This is a genomic window from Caldanaerobius polysaccharolyticus DSM 13641 (assembly GCF_000427425.1).
Classification (GTDB): Bacteria; Bacillota; Thermoanaerobacteria; order Thermoanaerobacterales; family Caldanaerobiaceae; genus Caldanaerobius; species Caldanaerobius polysaccharolyticus.
The window spans coordinates 75,598-97,894 of sequence record NZ_KE386495.1; the positions used below are offsets into that span (position 1 = coordinate 75,598).

The 22,297-nt window shown below is 46.2% G+C and carries 20 protein-coding genes; 5 read left to right on the plus strand and 15 right to left on the minus strand.

Annotated features, from left to right (window positions below):
• Positions 1–55 precede the first annotated feature (55 nt).
• The 9 genes from CALPO_RS0106560 to ligA form a co-directional block, all read right to left on the minus strand.
• Positions 56–1,018: an ABC transporter ATP-binding protein gene (locus tag CALPO_RS0106560; RefSeq protein WP_026486617.1), complete on the minus strand. Its 963-nt coding sequence runs from the start codon at positions 1,016–1,018 to the stop codon at positions 56–58.
• Entirely contained in the window at positions 1,015–2,037 is a 1,023-nt protein-coding gene (locus CALPO_RS0106565; protein WP_026486618.1) for an ABC transporter ATP-binding protein, read from the minus strand. Before CALPO_RS0106565 ends, CALPO_RS0106560 begins: the two co-directional genes overlap by 4 nt.
• Positions 2,038–2,045: 8 nt before the next feature.
• Positions 2,046–2,960 carry an ABC transporter permease gene (locus tag CALPO_RS0106570; protein ID WP_026486619.1) on the minus strand — a complete coding sequence of 305 codons (915 nt, stop codon included), beginning with the start codon at positions 2,958–2,960 and terminating at the stop codon, positions 2,046–2,048.
• A 4-nt stretch (positions 2,961–2,964) separates the two neighbouring features.
• A complete protein-coding gene (locus CALPO_RS0106575; protein WP_035172441.1) occupies positions 2,965–3,900 on the minus strand; it encodes an ABC transporter permease in 936 nt (311 codons plus the stop codon).
• 59 nt (positions 3,901–3,959) lie between these two features.
• Entirely contained in the window at positions 3,960–5,621 is a 1,662-nt protein-coding gene (locus CALPO_RS14180; protein ID WP_051585890.1) for an ABC transporter substrate-binding protein, read from the minus strand.
• Positions 5,622–5,935: 314 nt separating this feature from the next.
• The gene (gene gatB, locus CALPO_RS0106585; protein ID WP_026486621.1) at positions 5,936–7,366 is read right to left on the minus strand and encodes an Asp-tRNA(Asn)/Glu-tRNA(Gln) amidotransferase subunit GatB; all 1,431 of its coding nucleotides are present in this window, start codon (positions 7,364–7,366) and stop codon (positions 5,936–5,938) included.
• Positions 7,367–8,833 (minus strand): Asp-tRNA(Asn)/Glu-tRNA(Gln) amidotransferase subunit GatA, encoded by a 1,467-nt coding sequence (gene gatA, locus CALPO_RS0106590; RefSeq protein ID WP_026486622.1) that lies wholly within the window; start codon positions 8,831–8,833, stop codon positions 7,367–7,369.
• 14 nt (positions 8,834–8,847) lie between these two features.
• The gene (gene gatC, locus CALPO_RS0106595; RefSeq protein WP_026486623.1) at positions 8,848–9,132 is read right to left on the minus strand and encodes an Asp-tRNA(Asn)/Glu-tRNA(Gln) amidotransferase subunit GatC; all 285 of its coding nucleotides are present in this window, start codon (positions 9,130–9,132) and stop codon (positions 8,848–8,850) included.
• Positions 9,133–9,180: 48 nt separating this feature from the next.
• Complete coding sequence (gene ligA, locus CALPO_RS0106600; protein ID WP_026486624.1) at positions 9,181–11,166, minus strand: NAD-dependent DNA ligase LigA; 1,986 nt, start codon at positions 11,164–11,166, stop codon at positions 9,181–9,183.
• Positions 11,167–11,363: 197 nt separating this feature from the next.
• Here ligA and CALPO_RS0106605 point away from each other — a divergent pair, with 197 nt between their 5' ends.
• Both CALPO_RS0106605 and feoB read left to right on the plus strand, forming a co-directional pair.
• On the plus strand, positions 11,364–11,591 hold the full coding sequence (locus tag CALPO_RS0106605; RefSeq protein WP_026486625.1) for a FeoA family protein: 228 nt from the start codon (positions 11,364–11,366) through the stop codon (positions 11,589–11,591).
• Between the two features lies 1 nt (position 11,592).
• The gene (gene feoB, locus CALPO_RS0106610; protein ID WP_026486626.1) at positions 11,593–13,440 is read left to right on the plus strand and encodes a ferrous iron transport protein B; all 1,848 of its coding nucleotides are present in this window, start codon (positions 11,593–11,595) and stop codon (positions 13,438–13,440) included.
• Between the two features lie 171 nt (positions 13,441–13,611).
• Here feoB and CALPO_RS0106615 read toward each other — a convergent pair whose 3' ends face one another.
• The 4 genes from CALPO_RS0106615 to CALPO_RS0106630 form a co-directional block, all read right to left on the minus strand.
• Entirely contained in the window at positions 13,612–13,884 is a 273-nt protein-coding gene (locus tag CALPO_RS0106615) for a pro-sigmaK processing inhibitor BofA family protein (RefSeq protein WP_026486627.1), read from the minus strand.
• A gap of 11 nt (positions 13,885–13,895) precedes the next feature.
• Positions 13,896–16,040 (minus strand): DNA helicase PcrA, encoded by a 2,145-nt coding sequence (pcrA, locus tag CALPO_RS0106620; RefSeq protein ID WP_026486628.1) that lies wholly within the window; start codon positions 16,038–16,040, stop codon positions 13,896–13,898.
• Positions 16,041–16,101: 61 nt separating this feature from the next.
• Entirely contained in the window at positions 16,102–16,413 is a 312-nt protein-coding gene (locus CALPO_RS0106625) for a YerC/YecD family TrpR-related protein (RefSeq protein WP_026486629.1), read from the minus strand.
• A 97-nt stretch (positions 16,414–16,510) separates the two neighbouring features.
• Positions 16,511–17,584, minus strand: coding sequence for a PRK06851 family protein (locus tag CALPO_RS0106630; protein WP_026486630.1), 1,074 nt, complete (start codon positions 17,582–17,584; stop codon positions 16,511–16,513).
• Between the two features lie 143 nt (positions 17,585–17,727).
• Between CALPO_RS0106630 and CALPO_RS14185 the strand changes: the two genes are divergently transcribed.
• The 3 genes from CALPO_RS14185 to cas2 all read left to right on the plus strand — a co-directional run bounded on the left by CALPO_RS14185 (position 17,728) and on the right by cas2 (position 20,177).
• On the plus strand, positions 17,728–18,960 hold the full coding sequence (locus CALPO_RS14185; RefSeq protein WP_051585892.1) for a serine hydrolase: 1,233 nt from the start codon (positions 17,728–17,730) through the stop codon (positions 18,958–18,960).
• 119 nt (positions 18,961–19,079) lie between these two features.
• Entirely contained in the window at positions 19,080–19,883 is an 804-nt protein-coding gene (locus CALPO_RS0106640) for an amidohydrolase family protein (protein WP_026486631.1), read from the plus strand.
• A gap of 30 nt (positions 19,884–19,913) precedes the next feature.
• Entirely contained in the window at positions 19,914–20,177 is a 264-nt protein-coding gene (cas2, locus tag CALPO_RS0106645) for a CRISPR-associated endonuclease Cas2 (RefSeq protein WP_026486632.1), read from the plus strand.
• 110 nt (positions 20,178–20,287) lie between these two features.
• On the opposite strand, the gene CALPO_RS0106650 is transcribed toward cas2, so the two are convergent.
• The gene (locus tag CALPO_RS0106650; protein ID WP_026486633.1) at positions 20,288–22,000 is read right to left on the minus strand and encodes a recombinase family protein; all 1,713 of its coding nucleotides are present in this window, start codon (positions 21,998–22,000) and stop codon (positions 20,288–20,290) included.
• Positions 21,997–22,242, minus strand: coding sequence for a helix-turn-helix domain-containing protein (locus tag CALPO_RS0106655; RefSeq protein ID WP_022587841.1), 246 nt, complete (start codon positions 22,240–22,242; stop codon positions 21,997–21,999). Before CALPO_RS0106655 ends, CALPO_RS0106650 begins: the two co-directional genes overlap by 4 nt.
• Positions 22,243–22,297 lie beyond the last annotated feature (55 nt).

Below are 22,297 nucleotides of genomic sequence, written 5' to 3' on the forward strand. Positions count from 1 at the left end.
GTGTAAAAAAGCACCTATCCCATAAGGGATAAGTGCTTTTTTCGTCACTTTTCTGTTATTTATTGTAAAGATGGCATGCGACAAAATGGCCTGAAGCCACTTCTTTAAGCTCTGGCTCTACCTCCCTGCATATCTTTATGCAGTGGCTGCACCGATTTTGAAACTTGCAACCTGGCGGCGTGTTTATGGGGCTGGGCACATCCCCCTGGAGTATAATCCTTTCCCTCCTGCGCTCGATCTCAGGATCGGGAATGGGTATGGCTGAAAGCAGCGCCTGGGTATAGGGATGCAATGGGTTTTCATAGAGCTCATCGCTCTTGGCCGTCTCCACCAGGCTTCCCAGGTACATGACGCCCACCCTATCGCTTATGTGCTTTACCATGCTCAGGTCGTGGGCTATAAACAGGTACGTAAGGCCCATCCTGTCCTGAAGGTCTTCCAGCAGGTTGACGACCTGAGCCTGTATTGACACGTCCAGCGCAGATATAGGCTCGTCGCAGATTATAAACTCGGGCTCGATAGCCAAAGCGCGGGCTATACCTACCCTCTGCCTCTGACCTCCGCTGAACTCGTGGGGAAATCTGTTGGCGTGCTCCCTATTCAACCCCACCAGCTCCAGCAGCTGATATATCCTCTCCATGCGTTCCTTTCCTCTATAGAGGTGGTGGATGTCGATTCCCTCGCCTATTATATCCCCCACGGTCATCCTGGGATTTAGGGAAGCATAAGGATCCTGGAATATCATCTGAACCTTTTTCGTGTACTCCTTGTTTTCGGCTTTATTGAACTTGCTTATGTCTTTTCCCCTATAGAGTACCTTGCCATCGGTTATATCGTAAAGCTTTATGATCGTCCTCCCTGTAGTGGACTTGCCGCAGCCGCTCTCGCCTACCAGCCCGAAGGTTTCTCCTCTGTATATATCAAAGGTCACGTTGTCGACAGCCTTTAACACAGCGCCCTTACCCACATTGAAGTACTTTTTGAGGTTCTGCACCGTTAACAGTTTTTCCCCACTCATGACGCTATACCTCCATTCAACTGAGGCGGCTGGACTTTTGGAGCCTGGGGATGCAGGAGATGACATGCGCATCCGTGCCCGCTGCCCAGGTCGTACACCGGCGGCTGTTCCTCCTTGCATATCCTCATGGCGTACTTACACCTGTCCGCAAAGGCACAACCCTTAGGGGGCGCCAGTAAATCCGGCGGCGTACCATCTATGGGGATAAGCCTCCTATTCTCTTTTACATCAAGCCTTGGCACTGACTGAAGAAGCCCCCATGTATAAGGATGCCTTGCCCTGTAGAATATATCGTCAAGGTTGCCGTACTCGACCACCTGGCCTGCGTACATGACGATCACCCTCTGAGCTATATCGGCCACTATGCCCAGGTCATGGGTTATCAGTATTATGGATGTTCCCATCTTTTGCTGCAATTCCTTCATCAAATCGATGATCTGCGCCTGTATGGTAACATCAAGGGCTGTAGTAGGCTCATCGGCTATTAAAAGCTTGGGATTACAGGCCAGTGCAATAGCGATCATCGCCCTCTGCCTCATGCCACCGCTGAACTCATGGGGATACTGGTGAATGCGCCTGTGGGGATTAGGTATCTGGACCAGCTTTAACATCTCCACAGCCCGCTCCAGCGCCTGACTCCTGCTCATGTTCTGGTGCTTTACAAGCGTCTCGGCTATCTGCTGCCCTATGGTCATGGTAGGGTTTAAGGAGGTCATGGGGTCCTGAAAGATCATTCCTATTTCCGAACCCCTTATAGCCTGCATCTGCTTTTCAGAACAACCTACCAGTTCCCGGCCGTTAAATACGATGGAACCTTTTTTTATCTTACCAGGCGGCGATGGTATAAGCCTCATAATGGAATGGACGGTTACGCTTTTGCCGCAGCCGGACTCGCCTACGATAGCTATAGCTTCCCCTTGATCCAGCGAGAAGCTAACGCCTCTTACCGCTTTTACCTCTCCGGCATATGTGAAAAACGAAACCTCCAGATCTTTTACCTCCAGCAATTTGTTCCCCATTTTATCACCTACTTCCTCATCCGCGGATCAAGGGCATCCCTTATGCCGTCGCCCAATATGTTAAATGCCAGCATGGTAAGGCTTATCAAAACCGCCGGGAATACCAGAAGCCACGGCGCGTTTTGCAAATAAGTGGTCCCGTCTGTGGCAAGGGAACCCCAACTGGCCTGAGGCAACCTTATGCCCAGTCCTATATAGCTCAAAAAAGCCTCTGTAAATATAGCCGATGGGATGTTAAGGGTTAGCCTCACGATGATAGGTCCTAACGCGTTGGGTATGAGGTGCTTTGTTATGATCCTCCACGGACCAGCCCCTAGCGTCTTGGCTGCCAGCACGTACTCCTGTTCTTTTAGCTGAAGCACCTGGCCCCTTACAAGCCTCGCCATGTCCACCCAGCCGGTCAAAGCCATGGCCAATATAATGGTAAATTCCCCAGGCTGCATTATGATCATGAGGAGGATCACTATAATGAGGGTGGGTATAGAATAAAGCACGTCCACTATCCTCATCATGATCTCATCGGTTATGCCTCCGAAATAACCTGAAATACCGCCGTATATAACTCCTACCACCATGTTTAACACCGCTGCTATAAACCCTATCCGCAGCGAAACCCTTGCACCCAGCCACGACCTGACAAAAAGATCTCTTCCCAGGTTATCCGTGCCAAACCAGTGGACGGCGTTGGGTGGCTTGAATATCGCCGTGTAATCCTGCTCATCGTAAGTAAAGGGCCTCAAATAAGGGCCGATTGCAGCCATGATTATGATAATTAGCAGTATATAAAAGCTTATTACAGCCATCTTATTCTGCTTTAACCTTCTGTACGCATCCTTCCAGAAGGACACGCTGGGCCTTACGATCTTCTCGCTGGACTTCAAGTCGTATCCTATGGGCTCAAATTTACTGCGTTCCAGTTGCATACCATCACCCCTTCCCCTTGGCAATTCTTATCCTGGGATCTATTACGCCGTACAATATGTCCACCAGCAGATTTACCCCTATCAGTATCACCGCAAAGAATATGGTGAGGCCCATTATAAGGGTGTAATCGTTGCTGTTGATGCTGGTCACATAGTGTTTACCTAAACCGGGAACGCCGAAGATATTCTCCACTACGAAGGTACCCGTAACCACCATGGCAAATATGGGACCAAATGTGGTCACCACAGGGAGTATGGCGTTCCTCACGGCGTGCTTCCATACGACAGCGGCATTGGACAAGCCCTTTGACCTGGCCGTCTTTATATAGTCCTGATTTAACACGTCCAGCATACTGGCCCTCATCATCCTGGAGACTGTCGCCAGCATGCTAAGCCCCAGCGAGAAAGAAGGAAGGATGGTGTATTTAAAGCTCTCCCATCCGGCAACGGGAAATAGCCTTATCTTCACCCCTAAAAAGTACTGAAGAAGTGCGCCTATTATAAAGTTGGGTACGGATACGCCTATGACGGCAATGACGGTGGAAAAATAGTCCCATCCGCTGTTATGCCTAACAGAGGCTATTATCCCCAGCAGTATTCCCAACACGGCTGCAAAAAACATAGCCTCAATCCCCAATGAGGCAGACACGGGAAAGCCTTGCGCGATAATGCCCTTCACGCTCTGGTTCTGGAAAAGCATTGACATACCAAAATCCCCTCGCAGGATGTTGGCGACATATTTATAATATTGCACGATAAGAGGCTTGTCCAGACCGTATTTGGCGTCCAGGTTTCGCTGTATCTCAACGGGCACCTGCTTCATCCCTATATAGGGCTTGCCCGGAAGCAAATGCATGAGAATAAATGTAAACGTAAGTATCACCCAAAGAGTTATAAGTGCATAGCCTATACGCTTTAAGATATATATAAAAATATCCATCACCCCTTTTACAGTTTACAGGGTATATGCATCAGCATATACCCTGTAAAGCATCTACTTTATTTATCAAGCCCTAATTCCTTGATGCCTTTTATCAGCAGTTCCCTCGCCTGTTTTACATCGCTGCTGGGTAGTAAGTCTCCCGCTTCTTTCCTGAAAGTGTCTTTGTTTCCCCACATTATGTCAGGCACATATCCTGTAGCTGGCTTTGAATCATTTTTCAATATGTCTTTGACGAAGGTATTTCTGTCAACAGCCAGCGTCAATGCCTTCCTTATATTGGCATTCTTCAGCACAGGATCTTTTGTGTTAAACTGGAAATACCACGAGGAACCGTCTGAGAAGCTCTTTATCTCGTATCCGGCTTTTTTAACCCGGTCAAACTGTTCGCTAGCCACCTGAGCCACGTCCAGCTGACCTGTGAGGAACATATTGAGTTCGGTATTTCTATCATTTACCATAGAGAACTCAATCTTGTTGAGTTTAATCGCGTCTTTATTCCAGTAGTTAGGATTCTTCTCCAGAACCATTTTCTGCTGGTGATTCCAGGATTTTATGACCCATGGCCCATCGTATAACATCTTGTCAGGCTCTGAACCGTATTTGTCCTTTACGGTCTCGTAGAACTTCTGGTTTAAAGGCATGTACGTAGCAAAAGCTGTCAAATCCGGGAAGTATGGCAAAGGCCTCTCGAGGGTGACCTGCAGCGTCTTGGCGTCCAGGGCCTTTACCCCTACCTGGTTGGGATCTGTTATCTTCTTGGTGTTATACGCCTCTGCGTTCTTTATAGGATACATAATGTAAGCGTATATAGCGCCCAATTTAGGATCCAAAGCCCTTTTCCAAGCGTACTCAAAGTCCTGGGCCGTCACCGGATCGCCATTGCTCCATTTGGCGTCCCTGAGCTTAAAGGTGTAGGTAAGGCCGTCCTTTGACACCGTGTAGCTCTCGGCAATACCGGGCATGACCTTGCCGTTCTGATCATACCTCATAAGCCCTTCCATAACAGCGTTTATGACGTTCATAGAAACGGCATCCTGGGTCTGCTGGGGATCCATCTGAGGGGGTTCCTCACCCAGATTGTACCTTAAAGTGCCGCTCTTGGTGCTGGTCCAGTAGAAGTCCACATCTCCGCCCACAAACCTCCTCACAAGGCCTTGAACGTCAGGTTTTACCGAATAGGATATATACCTGTAATACACAGGGCCTATGGGCATTTCGTCCAAAAGCAGCTTTTCGGCCTTCTTAAAATCCTCCATGCGCTTGGCGTTGTCGTTGGTGTTCTGAGCATCTTTTATGAGATTGTCGTATTCGGAATTGGTCCAACCCGAGTTGTTGTTAGCAGACCAGCTGGTCCAGAGGTCCATAAACGTCATTGGGTCATTGTAGTCGGGTGCCCAACCGGCCATAACGATCTGATAATCGTATTTGTTCATCCTTTCAAGCCTGGTCTTAAACGGCACGGTTTCAATCTCCACGTTAACGCCCAGGTTCTTTTTCCACATCTGCTGAAAGACCTGTGCATTTATCTTGGCCTGGGTTTGATCGTCAGTAAGGTACTTGAGCGTCGGCAGCTTTTTGACCAGCTCATCATAAGATTTGCCTTCAGAACTGCTACTCGTGGTGCTGCTCTGTTTTTTACCAGAAGAGCAACCTGTAAGCAATATTCCCAACATCATGACCACAGCCACGAATAGAGCCAGGTATTTTTTCCTACTCATAGAATTGCCCCCTTATTTTAAGAATTTTTTTTATTTTGAAATGCAACCGAGGCGCATTTCAAAATTTCGTTGAAATGCTCAAAAAAATATAGCAACTACTGCCCGTATGTTTGGGTAAAATGAATTATGTTGTAAATATAAATTCAACACTATTATATACTCACTGTAAACAAATTTCAATAAAATTTTCATATGCTAATTTTTTTGAACCCATAAAATTTATGCATAAAAATACATTTTAATTTATAAATTTAAAGGCCTGACGCGATATATCCTGTGTCAGGCCTTGACACAATGCATAAATATCCTAAAGTTTACTCAATTTTATCCAGTTCTTCTTTTAATATCTTATTGGCAACCTGGGGATTGGCCTTGCCTTTAGTGGCCCTCATTATCTGACCTACCAGGAATCCAAAGGCCTTTTCCTTTCCGCTCTTATAGTCCTTCACTGACTTCTGGTTTTGCTCCAGGACCTGCTTTACTATCTCCCTTATCTGCCCTTCATCGCTTACCTGCACCAGCCCTTTTTCTTTGACTATGACCTCAGGGTCTTTTCCCGTCTCGATCACATCTTCAAAGACCTTTTTGCCTATGCTTCCGCTTATGGTGCCATTTTCTATGAGGTTTAAAAGCTGCGCCAGCTGTTCAGGCTTTAAATTCAGCTCCTGTATTTCTATGCCTTTGTCGTTTAATATCCTCAGGACTTCGCTCATAATCCAGTTGCTCACGGCCTTGGGGTTGTTGTGAAGCCTTACGGTATCCTCAAAGAACTTCGCAAGAGCCTTACTCCCGGTGAGGACCTCGGCATCGTACTCAGGTATGCCGTACTCCCTCACAAATCGCTCTCTTTTTTGGTCCGGAAGCTCCGGCAGCTCGGCTTTTATCCTGTCGATCCACTCCCTATCCACCACAATGGGAACCAGGTCAGGTTCCGGGAAATACCTGTAGTCATGGGCCTCTTCTTTTGTCCTCATGGACGTAGTGATGCCCCTTGTCTCATCCCAGCGGCGGGTCTCCTGCACCACTTTGTCCCCTGACTCCAGTATATCCCTTTGCCTCTTTATCTCGTACTCCAGCGCCCTTTGTACCGCTTTGAAGGAGTTGAGGTTTTTAAGCTCGATCTTGGTGCCAAATTCACTGGCTCCTACAGGCATCAACGACACATTGGTATCGCACCTTAAAGAGCCTTCTTCCATCTTACAGTCAGATACCTCTATGTACTGGAGTATGCTTTTAAGCTTGGTGAGGTACGCATAGGCTTCTTCAGGAGAATTTATATCGGGCTCTGACACGATCTCTATCAGCGGAACCCCGGCCCTGTTGTAATCCACCAACGATCCGTCCCTGGTATGCATCAGCTTCCCCGCATCCTCTTCTATGTGTATCCTCCTTATGCCGATCTTCTTCTTTTTGCCGCCTACCTCTATTTCCACGTAACCGTTGTGGCACAAAGGCAGGTCGTACTGGGATATCTGATAGGCTTTGGGGAGGTCAGGGTAAAAGTAGTTTTTCCTGTCCATCTTGCTGTACTCTGATATCTGGCAGTTGGTAGCCAGCCCTGCCTTTATTGCGAATTCCACAACTTTTTTATTGAGGACAGGCAACACGCCGGGAAGCCCAAGGCATACAGGACAGGTGTGGGTATTGGGCTCTCCTCCAAATTCAGTGGTACAGCCGCAAAAGATCTTGGTTTTTGTGAGAAGTTCCGCGTGAACCTCCAGCCCTATAATGGTCTTGTACTCCATTTATTTCACCTCCAGCGCCGGCTTTTTTTTCTCAATGCCCGAGTTTTTCTCATAGGCGTATGCGACTCTCAAAACAGTTGCTTCGTCAAAGGGCTTACCCATGATCTGAAGCCCCACAGGCAACCCGCCTTCAAATCCCGCAGGTACGGAAATAGCCGGGATCCCCGCTATGTTCACAGGTACCGTGCATATATCGGACATGTACATCTGAAGGGGATCGTTCATCCTCTCGCCGATTTTGAAGGCTGGTACCGGCGAAGTAGGGGATATAAGGACATCGTACGCTTCAAAGGCTCTGTCAAAATCCTGCTTTATAAGGGTTCTGACCTTTTGAGCCCGCTTGTAATAGGCGTCGTAATAACCCGAGCTCAACGCGTAGGTGCCCAGCATTATCCTCCTCTTTACCTCTTTGCCAAATCCCTCGCTCCTGGTCCTCATAAAGAGGTCAACCATGTCTTCGTAATCCTCAGCCCTGTAGCCGTACCTTATGCCGTCGTACCTGGCTAAGTTGGAGCTGGCCTCCGCTGAGGCTATTATGTAGTAAACCGCCAGGGCATACCCCGAATAAGGCAGGGACGTCTCCTCTACCACAGCTCCCAGATTTTCCAGCACTCTTGCCGCCTCGTATATCCTCTCTTTTACTCCATCGCTTACTCCTTGCGCAAAAAACTCTTTCGGTATACCTACTTTTATGCCCTTTATTCCTTTCTTTAACTCAGAGAGGTAATCCTGCTTTTTGCCGTCAATGGACGTGGAATCAGCCTTATCGTAACCCGCTATGACATCCAGCACCATAGCGCAGTCCTCTACATCCTTGGTGAGCGGCCCTATCTGATCCAGTGACGAGGCAAAAGCCACCAGTCCGTATCTGGATACCAGTCCATAGGTGGGCTTCAACCCCACCACACCGCACAGCGATGCAGGCTGGCGTATGGAACCACCTGTATCAGAGCCCAAAGTAAAATAAGCCTCATCGGCAGCCACCGCAGCCGCCGAACCTCCACTGGAGCCCCCAGGCACCCTCTCTAAGTCCCAGGGATTGCGGGTCTTTTTAAAGTAAGAGGTCTCGGTAGACGAGCCCATGGCAAACTCGTCCATGTTCAGCTTTCCCAGCATCACGGCATCTTCTTTTAAAAGCCTGTCCACTGCTGTGGCGGTGTAAGGAGGCCTGAAGTTCTCTAGCATCCTGGAGCCACAGGTGGTGTATATGCCCTCGGTGCACATGTTATCTTTTATACCCATGGGAATGCCAGCCAGCTTACCCACCGGATCTCCGCTCTTTATCTTCCGGTCAACCGCTCTGGCCTGCTCCAAAGCCTGCTCTTCGCACACCGTAATATACGCTTGAACCTTATCATCAACGGCCTTTATCCTCTGGAGCATAAGGGCTGTGATCTCCTCTGAACTGACCTCTCTTTTCAGGATCATATCCCGTATCTCGTGGGCAGTCAACTCATGTAGTTCCATGTTTTCACACCCTTTCATTCGATTATGTTAGGAACCTTAAAACAGCCATCCTCCTGGTATTGCGTGTTCATGAGCACCTTATCTTTATCCAGTGACTTGCACACCACGTCCTCCCTGAACACATTTTTTACAGGAAGGATGTGAGCTGTGGGCTCTACCCCCTCTATGTCCAGCTCGCTTAATTTGTTTATGTAATCGAGAATGTTGCCCAGCTCTACCGACATCCTCTCGATCTCCTCTTCACTAAGCTTGAGCCTGGCCAACCTGGCCACGTGCAAAACCGTCTCCCTGTCGATCACACCTTTCACCCCTTTTCACTATTCTTCGCCAATTATGTTCATATTTTATCAAATCGAAAGCATTTTTTCAAACTCGTCCTCGGTTATAACAGGCACCCCTAGCTTTCGCGCCTTATCCAGCTTGGAACCGGGATCCTTGCCTGCCAACACATAGCTGGTCTTTTTGCTGACGCTGGAGGATACCTTACCTCCATTCTGCTCTATGATCTCTGTAGCCTGTGCGCGGGTGTACTTCTCTAGGGTACCTGTGAGCACAAATGTCATGCCGTCAAATTTGTTGCTCACGCTGGCTTTTTCCAAGCTACTCATATTGACGCCGGCCTTTTTTAGCCGTTCAATCATCTCTCTGTTGTGGTCATCGGCAAAAAAGGCCACAACGCTCTCAGCCATCTTCTCGCCTATCTCAGGAACCTGGACCAGGTCCTCTTGCTTCGCGTTCATAATTCCGTCCATGCTTTTAAACCAGTAAGATAGAACCTCCGCTGCCTTTGAGCCTATGTACCTTATGCCAAGGCCAAACAACAGCCTGTCCAAACCGTTTTTCTTGCTGTTTTCAATAGCCGTCAAAAGGTTGTTGGCAGACTTATCCCCCATGCGCTCCAATTTAACCAGGTCCTCATACTTAAGGTAATAAATATCCGCTATGTTCTTTACAAGGCCGTTATCAATCAGCTGGGATATGATAGCAGGGCCTAATCCCTCAATGTTCATGGCATCCCGTGAAGCAAAGTGTATTATGCCTCGCCTTATCTGGGCAGGGCAGTTGAGGTTGGGACAGCGCACAGCGGCTTCCCCTTCTATCCTGACGGTTTTAGCACCGCACTCCGGGCACCTGTCAGGCATGACAAAAGGCACCTCTTTGCCCGTGCGCTCTTCTTTTACCACCTCCACCACCTCAGGGATTATATCCCCCGCCTTTTGAACCAGCACCGTATCCCCTATCCTTATGTCCTTCTCTTTTATGTAGTCTTCGTTGTGAAGGGTAGCTCTGCTCACAGTGGTCCCAGCCAGCCTGACAGGGGTCAGCACAGCAGTCGGGGTAATAGCCCCCGTCCTGCCTACCTGGACGATGATATCCTCTACTTTCGCTTTTTGCCTTTCCGCGGGGAATTTGTAGGCAATAGCCCATCTATAATGCCTTGCTGTAGCCCCCAGTACATCCCTTTTGGCCAGGTCGTTTACTTTTAAGACCATGCCGTCTATCTCAAAGGGAAGCTGGTGCCGCTTTTCCCTCCACTCCTCTATGTACCCCAGCGCCTCCTCCACGTCTTTTATATGTATCAAATAAGGGCTTATCTTAAACCCTATGTCTTTTAAATACTCCAAAGCCTCTATATGGGTTTTAAACGCCTTTCCCTCAACCCTCTGCAGGTTAAACACAAATATGTCAAGTTGCCGTCTGGCCGTCACAGCAGGATCCAGCTGCCTTAGAGAGCCAGCGGCGGCGTTTCGAGGGTTTGCAAAAAGGGGCTGTCCCTCCTCTTCTCGCGCCTCGTTAAGCTCGGCAAAGTACTTTTTGGGCATGTACACTTCTCCCCTGACCTCCAGGGTCACGTCCTCTTTAAGCCTCAGCGGAATTGACCTTATGGTCTTGAGATTCTGCGTCACATCCTCTCCTGTATATCCATCCCCTCTGGTCGCCCCCCGTATAAATATGCCGTCATCGTACTGCAGGGCCACAGAAAGGCCATCGATTTTAAGCTCCAAAACATAATCGGTATCCCCTACCGCCTCCTTTACCCTCCTGTCAAAATCCCTCAGCTCACCTTCATTAAAGACATCGTCAAGGCTAAGCAGGGGAATGGTATGCTGATGCTCTGCAAATTCTTTAAGGGGTTGGCCTCCAACCCTCTGGGTGGGCGAATCAGGGGTGATAAACTCTGGATACTGCCTTTCAAGATCCTTTAATTCCCTCATAAGCCTGTCGTACTCTTCATCGGAAATCTCCGGAGAATCCAACACGTAATACATGTAATCGTGATAGGATATTACCTTCCTCAGCTCTTCAATGCGCTCTTTTACATTGTCCCTCATGTATACTCCCTCTCTATAGCTATCCTGATTCTTTTTAACAATATTATAGCACTTCTCATTGACAAATCATACCGGGATAATTATAATATATTTAGAACGAATTGAGAATGAATCTCAGATTCATCTGCCTCATCTCTGTTCTACGATCCATTTCAATCATCTATTTACCAGCAGAAATTTAAAAGGAGGTATGCCCAATGACACTGGACCTAGCCAAAATAGGAAATAAACTCATCATAGACAAAATCGACGACGAAAGAGTAAAAATACAGATATTGCGATTCGGTATATCAGAGGGTTCCTTGGTAAAGTGCGTGGAAAAGTTGCCAAAAGGCCCTGTTATTATACAGAACCGCATGCAGGAAATAGCCATAGGCAGGAAACTGGCCGAAAAAATCAAGATCAAAGAAGTCAAGGAGGGTTAAAATGAGCAGTTGCTGCGCGCCCATTAAAATCGATATACCTGAAAACGCGAAAAAAATCGTTCTGGTAGGAAACCCTAATGTGGGCAAATCGGTTTTTTTTAACGCCCTCACCGGGATGTACGTGGACGTATCCAATTATCCAGGAACTACTGTGGACATAAGCCATGGGATGTACGGCAAAGACGTAATAATAGACACGCCCGGTGTCTACGGCGTATCCTCCTTCAACGACGAAGAGAGGGTAGCGCGAGATGTGATTTTAAGCGCTGACATAATCCTGAACGTGGTAGACGCCCTGCACCTGGAGAGGGATCTCTTCCTCACCCAACAGTTGATCGACATGGGAAAGCCCGTTATAGTGGCTTTAAACCAGATGGACGAAGCCGAGAAAAACGGGATTTCCATAGATGTTGAAAAATTGTCTCAGGAGCTTGACGTCCCCGTGATTCCCTGTATAGCCACAAAGAACGTAGGCATAAGCGAAGTGAAAAAAAACCTGTACAACGCGCGAAAGGGAAAGCCTATTAAAATAGTAGAAGAAAACTACAGGGCTTATGAGGGCAAAGGTATAGACCACAGCGAAATCCTGCTGATATTGGAAGATGACGAAAACGTGTGCGCGAGAAATGGCATAGCAAACCCTCCTGGCCTCAGAGAAGAAATCTACACCGAAAGGCGCAAAAGGGTAGACCAGATTGTAAGCTCCGTCGTAAGCGAGCAATACGCTCACGCCTCTTTTTCTACAAAACTGGCCAAGCTCATGCTCAAGCCCGTTACAGGCATTCCTTTATTGATAATAACTCTCGTTATCATGTACCAGGTCATCGGGGTATTTATCGCCCAGACCGTGGTAGGCTTTACTGAAGACACCGTGATGAACGGCCTCTACAAGCCATTTATAGAGAAAGTGGTTGGAAGCGTAATACCTCAAAAGTCGTTTCTAGGCAATATCTTGATCGGGGAATTCGGGCTTCTCACCATGACCGTCATCTACATCGTAGGCCTGCTTCTTCCTCTGGTCATAGGCTTTTACTTTTTCCTGTCGCTGTTGGAGGACTCTGGATACCTTCCCAGAATAGCCGTACTGGTGGACAGAGTGCTTACAAAGTTGGGATTAAACGGCAAAGCTATAATCCCTATCATACTGGGCCTGGGCTGTATCACCATGGCCACCATTACCACAAGGATACTGGGATCAAGGCGAGAGCGATTTATAGCCACCATGCTTTTGGGATTGGCGATACCCTGCTCAGCGCAATTGGCCGTCATAACCAGCATGATAGCGCCTCTAGGCCCTAAGTATATAATCTCTTATGTGATAATACTGGTAGCTATATTCGTAGCCATAGGCACCACCCTCAACAAGGTACTGCCCGGTGAATCCACAGACCTTTTGATAGACCTGCCTACCTTAAAAGTACCCCGCATAGACAACGTCGTAAAAAAGACCATTACAAAGACAAAGATGTTTCTCGAGGACGCCGCTCCTTTGTTTGCGTTAGGATCTCTTGGCATCGCTATACTGCAGTATACAGGTGTTTTAGATTTTATACAAAGATTAGCAGCTCCTCTGACCACAGGGTGGTTAAAACTGCCCAAAGAAGCGGCAAACGCGTTTATAATGGGATTTGTAAGGCGCGACTTTGGAGCCGCCGGACTCTATGCGCTCAAGCTGAGCCCCAATCAGACCCTGGTGGCACTGGTAACCATAACGCTATTCGTACCGTGTATAGCCGCTACCATGATTATATTTAAAGAGAGAAGCAAAGCTGAATCCCTGACCATTTGGTTGGGCTCGGTGTTTTTGGCATTCTTAATCGGCGGTACCCTAGCGCAGATCATATTGTGAGGTGATATTTATGAAGACATGTCCCCAATGTGGATACAATGTAGATGAGACTGCAAAGAGGTGCCCCCGGTGCAACAAAGTCCTCATCCCGCTAACCCCATGCACCGGGAATTGCTTACGCTGCAGCCAAAAGTGCACGGCAGTAACATACAAATCCTTTCTCTCTAAATTTTAAATGAAGTGGAAAAAGTATTTGGCCAGCAACAGGACGATTATACCAGGTATGCCCAATACCCCTGCAACAAATGCCGTTATGACATTTACGGGAAGGTATAGCCCTACTATCCCGCCAAAGAAGTTGAAGATGATAAGGAATATAAAACCCACTATGGAATTTAGAATAAACCTAAAAAGAAACCTTATGGATTTGCTGAAAAGCCATAGCACAAAAGCCAGCAGTATAATCCCTATCATAAAGGAAAAGGCGCTTGAAAACAATATCACTTTATCACCCCTCATGGACCTACAATCTTTAACGGCGCAAAATCCACGGCAAGCCTCTTGGTTCCCACGCTATCAAAGGCGACCACAACCTCTGATTCATTAGCTTCTATAACCGTGCCTATCCCCCATTTAGCGTGCTGTACCTTCTGACCTATTATATATGCTTGACTGTCCCGCGAAGATTTTCTTGTAGCAGCGATATACTTCCTCTCACTTCGAGGTATGGAGCCTCCTCCATATCCTTCGTGCTCCACAAGGTATTCAGGTATCTCCTCTACAAACCGCGAAACAGGGTTATAGCTCACGCTTCCATAGGTGCTCCTCTGCAGGGCGTGGGTGATGTAAAGTTTTTTTCTAGCGCGGGTTATGCCCACATAGCACAACCTGCGCTCCTCTTCCAGTTGGGCCTCATCCAGCATAGCCCTGGAGATGGGAAAAATCCCTTCTTCCATTCCCACAATAAACACATTGTCAAACTCCAGGCCCTTAGCTCCATGCAGTGTCATCAATACCACAGCGTCCTGGCTTTCATCCAGCTCGTCTACATCAGTAACCAGCGATATATTCTCAAGAAACGCCTGGAGGGACTTATCCTCGCTCTGCGCCTCAAACTCCTGGGCTACCGTGAGAAACTCCCGCAGGTTCTGTATCCTGGACTGGGCCTCTTCGCTTTCATCTTTTTCCAGCTCCTTGACATAGCCCGTCTTTTCCAGCACCTCTTCTATCAGCTGGGTTACGTCCACTACCTCTTTGACGGCCATGAGCTCGGTCATCATCTCCACAAAATTCTCTACGGCCTTGGCCGCTCTTGCCGACAACACTTCCCCGCACTCTAACATGGCGTCGTAAAGGCTAATGCCCTTATGGACAGTATACTCTTCCAATTTGCTCAATGTGCCTTCTCCTATACCCCTTTTGGGCACATTTACGATTCTCCTCAAGCTCACATCGTCCAGGGGATTCTGCAAAACCCTGAGGTACGCGATTATGTCCTTTATCTCTTTCCTGTCGTAAAACCTCAAGCCCCCTACCATCCTGTAAGGGATACCCTCTCGGTTGAGCACATCTTCAAAGACGCGGGACTGGGCATTGGTCCTGTACAGTATGGCGTAGCTCCCAAACGAGTTTCCTCGGGCCACACCCTCAAGGATACGCGTCACAGCGTATTCAGCCTCGTCGTGCTCATCCACCGCCGTATAAACCGTAATGGGCATGCCGTCGCCGTTGACCGTCCAGAGTCTTTTGGGCTTGCGGCCTTTATTGTTGGATACTACTTCATTGGCTGCTTCCAGTATCTGTTTTGTGGAACGGTAATTTTGCTCCAGCTTAACCACCGTGGTGTTTTCAAAATCCTTTTCAAAGTCCAGTATGTTTCTTATATCAGCGCCTCTCCAGCCGTAAATGCTCTGGTCGTCGTCGCCTACCACGCATAAATTCCTGTGATACGAAGACAGTAGTTTTATAAACTGGTACTGAGCCGCGTTGGTATCCTGGTACTCGTCTACCATGATGTACTTAAAGCGCCTCTGGTAGTAGTCCAGCACCTCTGGATCGCTTTTAAACAGCTGGATAGTCTTTAATATAATGTCATCAAAATCCAGCGCATTGTTTTTCTTTAGCTTTTCCTGATAAAGGCTGTAAATGTCCTTTATCTTCCTGTTCCTAAAGTCGTCGCCATAGGCATCCAAATAGTCTTCAGGAGCTATCATCTTATCTTTGGCCCTGGAAATAGCAGACATAATAACCGCAGGTTCGTACATTTTCTCATTTAAGTTCAGCTCTTTAATGCAATTTTTTAAAAGGGCCATCTGATCCGACGTATCGTATATCACAAAATTTCTGGAATAGCCTATGCGCTCTATGTCCCTCCTCAATATCCTCACACAGGCTGCGTGAAAGGTCATAATCCATATGTCTCTGGCTTCTCCACCCAGAAGCTTTTCCACCCGCTCTCGCATCTCCCTGGCCGCTTTGTTGGTAAATGTGATCGCGAGGATATTATACGGGCTTATGCCTTTTTCTTTAATCAGGTATGCGATACGGTAGGTTATCACCCTGGTCTTGCCGCTGCCGGCACCTGCCAGTATCAATAAAGGCCCTTCCGTGGTAAGCACTGCGCTTCTCTGGGCCTCGTTTAATGACTCTATTAAATTCAAAAAAATTCCTCCCGCCCATCAATTTATAGAGATATTATATCACATTTCAGCAACAATGGCATTAATCCTTTTCCGGGCCGCCCTTTGACTTTATGCGCTCCAGTACCATGCGGTATCCTCCTGAACCGTAATTCAAAAACCGGTTTACCCTGCTTATAGTAGCGGTACTGGCCCCTGTTACCTCTGCTATCTCGTTATACGTCTTTTTATCTTTAAGCATCTTGGCCACTTTAAAGCGCTGGGCCAGCTCCTTAATCTCGTTTATAGTGCACACGTCCTCAAAAAACATGTAGCACTCATCTATATCCTTCAAACACAATATGGCTTCAAACAGCTCATCTATCATTTTGTCCTTTATCCTGGACTGGTACATTCACCTTCCACCACCTGCTTTAATACTCTGAAACTATTATACCATAACGGTAGCTTTATTTCATTAAAGTGAAAAAAAGCGCTTTTCAGCGCTTTTGTCAACATCTCAATATCTTTTTCAAAACATCCTCTCTCAGCTGATCCACCGCGTGAAAGTCCATGCAGCTTACGTAATACTTTTCCAGCTCGTCGTGAGCTTTTTTGGCTTTATTTATACATTTCACAGCCTCTTGGACCATAATGCCTGCATACTCAAGATCTGCCTCCAGCTCTTCTTTATAATGCCGAAGTTTTTGTTCATCCACACATCCACCCAAATCAACCACTAAGCCGCTGTCCTCAAATTTCTCCCATGTCGTAATGGCCACATCCAGCCCTGGTATTAATAGGTGTTCTATGACCTCAGGGTCCAGCGCGCAATGGTACGCCTCTACGTCACAGCCTCTTATCCTAGCCTGCTCCAAAAGGGTCTTTAATATCAGAGTGCCTCCTGTGCCATCCCTTCCTTTTATCACATATCGTTTTGAATAAGGCCTTACAATAGTCTCAACGTAATCTTTAACGCCGCCAGGGGTTATCGCGCTAGCGAACAAATGCCTCTCTTTCCCTAATCGATCCGAAATGCTCATGCCTGCAAACATGCTGTTTATTAAACCGTAGGCCACTTTATTAACGCGGGCCCAGTCCACACACCTCTCCATGACACTTACGGCATCGTCCTTTAACCCTTTTGCTGCGCTTAGGTATTTATACGCCCTGCTGAACAACCTTTTTATCTCCTCGCTCAGTGCCACAATAGCCTCTCTGTGTTTTTGCATTTCTTGTTCATTTAAAAACTGCCCCAGGTTTATAATCACCTCAAGGGAGCCAGGGTAAACCGGATCCACCACATGAGGCGCTGTGCCGTCAATTAACGCAATCCCTTTTTGGGGGATTACAACTCCATCCAGCGAATTATTATCAGAGGAACAACGGTGAAATTCTACATCAAACCCTTTATCCACCATGACATAGGCTATTTTCTTCATAAAACTGGACTTCCCTGTACCCGGCCCCCCTTTTAATATGAAAATCCTTTTGGCATCGTCGCCAATTATGTATTTATAAAATGAATAAAAACCATAGGCGGTATTTCCGCCAGGAAACACCTCTTTGATATAACCTTTACCCATAGACATCCTCCTCCACTTCTGTGGTTATTACAGACCATTATATGCAAAGACATCGATATGAATTACCATTAAAACACCATGGAACAACGGATAAGTTTAATATATAATTCTATATATCTTAATGTATATAGGAGGGGAGAAACATGAAGGGTAATAAGATATACAAAGCTGTAATCTCTTTTGCTTTGATAATAGCTGTCATTGCCATTATGCTACCAGCTTCAGCTAACTATCCTGATATATCTATATCTATAAACGGGAATTTGATACAGATAACTCCAAAGCCCATGGTCGTAGGCGGATATATAACAGTTCCCTTCAGAGGTATTTCTGAAGCACTGGGCGCAGATGTGTATTGGGACTCATCGTCGCAGACGATGACAGCGGTAAAAGGCGATCAAAGCGCTACGGTGCAAAATGGGCAAAAATGGGCAGTGGTCAACAATAAGGTAATAACAATGCCTGTCCTTTCATTTATGAGCAACAACAGGTTGTATGTGCCCCTTACGCTATTTAAAGAAGCCTTTGGCGCCAATATACAATGGGATAAAGTAAACCATATAGTTTACATCAAGACATCGGACAGCCATTATGAGTGGGGCACAGGAGTAAACAATATAGTTTATCCCGATTACAATGCCCTCAAGGCAAAACTGCAAAGTTATATAAGCACACGCCCGGGACAGATAAGTGTATACGTTCACGACTTGACCACAGGCCAGACTCTAAGCATCGGCGGAGACAATGTGTACGCAGCAGCCAGCACAATAAAACTGCCATTGGTGCTATATCTTTATGAGCAGGCCGCTGCAGGGAAAATAGATCTCAACACAAAGCTCACTTATACGCCGAAGTATTACATGCAGGGAACAGGTATCCTCCAAGGACAGCCCTTTGGTGGCCAGTATACTATAAGAGAACTTTCGCGACTGGCTATTGAGTACAGCGACAACGTGGCCTGGCAGATGTTGTTGGACTACGCAGGCCAAGATAACTTAACGGCTTTTGAAAAGTCACTGGGTGCCAACGCAACAGGCCTTGTCAACGGCCTAAGCGTAACCACACCTAAAGATATGGATATATACTTGAGTGAGTTATTGGCATTTAGAGATGAAAACTACGATCTGGGAAATGAAGTACTGTATTATATGGAACACTCCATCTTCAGCGAGGGGATACCTCAGGAATTGCCTTCAGGAGTAGTCGTAGCTCATAAGATGGGAGCCCTTGATGACAAATTCCACGACGTAGGCATCGTATTTGGAAATCGACCTTACATCATAACCATATTCACAGAAAACGGCTGGGAAGACGCATCGCTTCAAACCCTTGCCGATATTTCTCGAATAGTATATGATTATCAGTCAGGACTTTAATGTTTTGGTTAAAAAAGATGAGGTAGACCATTAGCATTTACCTCATCTTTTTATTATTGTATTATTCTCACAATGATGCTATACTTTATGCAAAGCTACTAGAGAGGAAGTATGCAAGGTTGAAGAATGTTATAGATTTTCACGCCCACGCTTTTCCTGATAAAGTGGCATCAAAAGCTGTGGCGAATTTAAGCAAGCATTATTCGTTGAAAATAGAGCGAAAGGGAACATTAAAAGACCTGATTAATAGCGCAAAAGAAGGAGGCATATGCCGCATAGTAGTACACTCCACAGCAACCAACCCACAACAGGTAGAGAGCGTAAACAACTGGATAGCTTCTATTACTGGCAATGGAATTATAGGCTTTGGCACGATACACCCTGATTATCCTTTTATAGAAAAAGAACTCTGTCGCATTTTGAAATTGGGACTTAAAGGCTTAAAATTGCATCCAGATTTTCAAGGCTTCTACATAGACGACCCTAAGATGATGCCTATTTACGAGTTGATTGGTTCCAGAATGCCTGTATTGTTTCATCTAGGAGATGAACGCCTTGATTACTCAAGCCCCAGGCGCCTGGCCCGCGTGATAAAGAATTTCCCCCACATGATTATAATCGGCGCTCATCTAGGGGGTTATGCCAGATGGGATGAAGCAATGGAATATCTAATTGGCAAAAATATTTATATAGATACATCCAGTTCACTCTGGAGGTTGGATGCAAAAAAAGCTGTAACACTCATAAAAAAACATGGTGTGGAGAAGGTACTTTTTGGCACAGATTATCCTATTACTTCTCACAAAAGCGAATTAGAGCGCTTCATGAAATTAAAATTGAGCACAGAGGAAAAAGAGAAAATACTATGGGAAAATAGTCGCAAGCTGTTAAAATTACAAAGTACATTTGAACAAGCCATATGATTTACATTTTTAAGCACAGAGGAATGAGCTATGTTTATAATACTTGTTTACGATGTAGGAGAAAAGCGGGTAGCAAAGGTTCTTAAAACATGCCGCAAATATCTAAACTGGGTACAAAATTCTGTTCTGGAGGGGGAAATTTCTGAAGCCAATTATAAAAAACTAAAAATAGAGTTGTCAAAGGTCATCGATAAAGAAGAAGATTCTGTAATATTTTACATACTCAGGACCACAAAGTACTCAGAAAGAGAAACGCTGGGAATAAAAAAAGGCGGAGATGACATAATCATATAAATTTAAGCTTTTAATGCTCGATTTAATGTCGTCGACCCATGATAATGCAAAAATACCAGGGGTTAGACGACATACTTATTTATAAAAAAAACCTTGATTTAGAGGGAAGATTATAATATCATTAAATTGTATACGTGAACGGTAATATGGAGCTTATCAAATAGCTGACGTGTTGCAATCTTGCCACCTCCGTGTATTGCAAAAGTCAATAATTCTTCCTGTTCTTGAACTTGTTTACCAGCTTCGCTAAAATCAATAGTAACTTTCTTTTCCTGTCTGGGAGTGGTAACAACTACCTCCCCTGTTTTATTGTCAATGGTTAGAGCAGTATCCCACATCATTTTTAATTCGCTTTGTAGTGCTTCGTACTCTACTTTCCAGTAACCGTTCTCAAGAGCCTGCTTGATGAAGTCTAAGTCCTTTTCGAGCTTCTGCAGGTGGCGAAGTTCATTCGTCTGGTGTTTATGCTGTTCACGAAGTTCAGCTATCTTCTTATCCAGCGTAGAAGCTTCCTTCTCGTATTCTGATACCGATATTCTTCCTTTGCGGAAGAGGTAGTTCAACCTTTCCTGCTCATCCTGCAATTCCTTCATCTGTTTTACTGAAGGCCCAACTATAAGCTCCAGTTCCCGTTTTCTTCGCTCCCAGCTTTCTAAGTGAGCCATAATCGCTTCTTTCATCTGCTCTGGTTTCTGCAAAGCTTCAAATACCTTCAGCACAACCTGTTGGTCAAGCCAGTCGGCAGGAATTCTTGGCGAATCGCATGTAGGACTCCCATCTCTGTGGTAGCGTTTAAGCCTGCCGTAACAGGAGTAAACTGCTGTTTTCCCGTGGTCATAGGTTCCTCTAAATTGCAACCCGCATATTCCACAGTGAATAATCCCAGTAAGCAAAGGCGTTTCGTGCTTTCTCTGCCAGAACTTTGCTCTGTTTCTTCTTTCTTGTGCTAACTGATAGGTGTACTCGTCTACGATGGGTGGGAATGGAATAACAATCCAGTCATCTTCAACCTTGTCTGGTTCGGCATTCTTACCATTCCTACCAAAGTAGTTTTTACCTATGTATGCCTGATGAGTAAGTATCTGTCTGACAGTAGCGTTTGACCAGTGTTTGACGTATTCACCTTTTTGACCTCTCTTACCTCTTACTCCTACCCGAACTCCACGGACAGCGGAAGGAGGAAGAACACCCATCTTCGTTAACTTATCAGCGATAGCTTCCATTCCCAGTGGCTTACCTGTCTCATCACCGTACACGTACCAGTGATAGATGAGCCTGACAATTCTCGCTTCTTCCTCGTTAATCTCGAACTCTCCGGTTAGTGGGTTTTTCCGGTAACCGTATAAGATGTGACCACCTGGGAACTGACCCATTCGTGCCTTCTGGTATTTTCCCATCTTCATCCTTTCGGTAATCATTTCTCTCTCGTGCTGTGCGAAAGCAGCGAGAATTGTGGTAAACATCTTTGATGTTGGGTCTTTAGTATTAACGAACGGTTCCTGTACACTGACAAAAGTGATACTGTTTTTCTCGAAGACATCTTCTAATAAGTATAAGGTATCTTTCGGACTTCGACTTAACCTATCAAGCTTCCACGATACAACAGTGTCAAAAGAGCGCAGGGGAATATCCGCAATCAATTGTTGAAGTGCAGGTCTGTCTAGTGAACTTGCACTGTAGCCATCATCTCGATAAATTTTGATTAATTCCCATCTCATTGCCTTACAGTAATTACTGATAGATTCTGCTTGAGCCTCAAGAGAATAACCGTGTTGCGCTTGTTCTTCCGTACTTACTCTAATGTAACCTACAGCTTTAGTCACAATGGGACACCTTCTTCCACAGCTTGCCCTCTAATTCTGGCTTTGTGCTGGAGCATATTGAAAATAGCCAACCCAGCGCAGTAGAGGGCAACGTCTTCCCGTCTGATGAACCAGCGGTCAATCCCGTCATCACCTCGTTTCTTGATACCCGGCAGTTTCTTATCCCGAAGGAGATTGGCGACCGCAATGGGCGATATTCCGAGGATTTCAGCCGTTTCATTGGTAGTAAGTAGCTCGTTCACCAGATTTCACCTCCTATGTTATTATTATAGGATGTATGCTAGCAACTTAAAAGAT

What these genes read in the sequence shown, in the direction of transcription:
- CALPO_RS0106560 (WP_026486617.1), bottom strand. Translation starts at nt 1,018, where the DNA reads ATGAGTGGGGAAAAACTGTTAACGGTGCAGAACCTCAAAAAGTACTTC.
- CALPO_RS0106565 (WP_026486618.1), bottom strand. Translation starts at nt 2,037, where the DNA reads ATGGGGAACAAATTGCTGGAGGTAAAAGATCTGGAGGTTTCGTTTTTC.
- CALPO_RS0106570 (WP_026486619.1), bottom strand. Translation starts at nt 2,960, where the DNA reads ATGCAACTGGAACGCAGTAAATTTGAGCCCATAGGATACGACTTGAAG.
- CALPO_RS0106575 (WP_035172441.1), bottom strand. Translation starts at nt 3,900, where the DNA reads ATGGATATTTTTATATATATCTTAAAGCGTATAGGCTATGCACTTATA.
- CALPO_RS14180 (WP_051585890.1), bottom strand. Translation starts at nt 5,621, where the DNA reads ATGAGTAGGAAAAAATACCTGGCTCTATTCGTGGCTGTGGTCATGATG.
- gatB (WP_026486621.1), bottom strand. Translation starts at nt 7,366, where the DNA reads ATGGAGTACAAGACCATTATAGGGCTGGAGGTTCACGCGGAACTTCTC.
- gatA (WP_026486622.1), bottom strand. Translation starts at nt 8,833, where the DNA reads ATGGAACTACATGAGTTGACTGCCCACGAGATACGGGATATGATCCTG.
- ligA (WP_026486624.1), bottom strand. Translation starts at nt 11,166, where the DNA reads ATGAGGGACAATGTAAAAGAGCGCATTGAAGAGCTGAGGAAGGTAATA.
- CALPO_RS0106605 (WP_026486625.1), top strand. Translation starts at nt 11,364, where the DNA reads ATGACACTGGACCTAGCCAAAATAGGAAATAAACTCATCATAGACAAA.
- feoB (WP_026486626.1), top strand. Translation starts at nt 11,593, where the DNA reads ATGAGCAGTTGCTGCGCGCCCATTAAAATCGATATACCTGAAAACGCG.
- CALPO_RS0106625 (WP_026486629.1), bottom strand. Translation starts at nt 16,413, where the DNA reads ATGTACCAGTCCAGGATAAAGGACAAAATGATAGATGAGCTGTTTGAA.
- CALPO_RS0106630 (WP_026486630.1), bottom strand. Translation starts at nt 17,584, where the DNA reads ATGGGTAAAGGTTATATCAAAGAGGTGTTTCCTGGCGGAAATACCGCC.
- CALPO_RS14185 (WP_051585892.1), top strand. Translation starts at nt 17,728, where the DNA reads ATGAAGGGTAATAAGATATACAAAGCTGTAATCTCTTTTGCTTTGATA.
- cas2 (WP_026486632.1), top strand. Translation starts at nt 19,914, where the DNA reads ATGTTTATAATACTTGTTTACGATGTAGGAGAAAAGCGGGTAGCAAAG.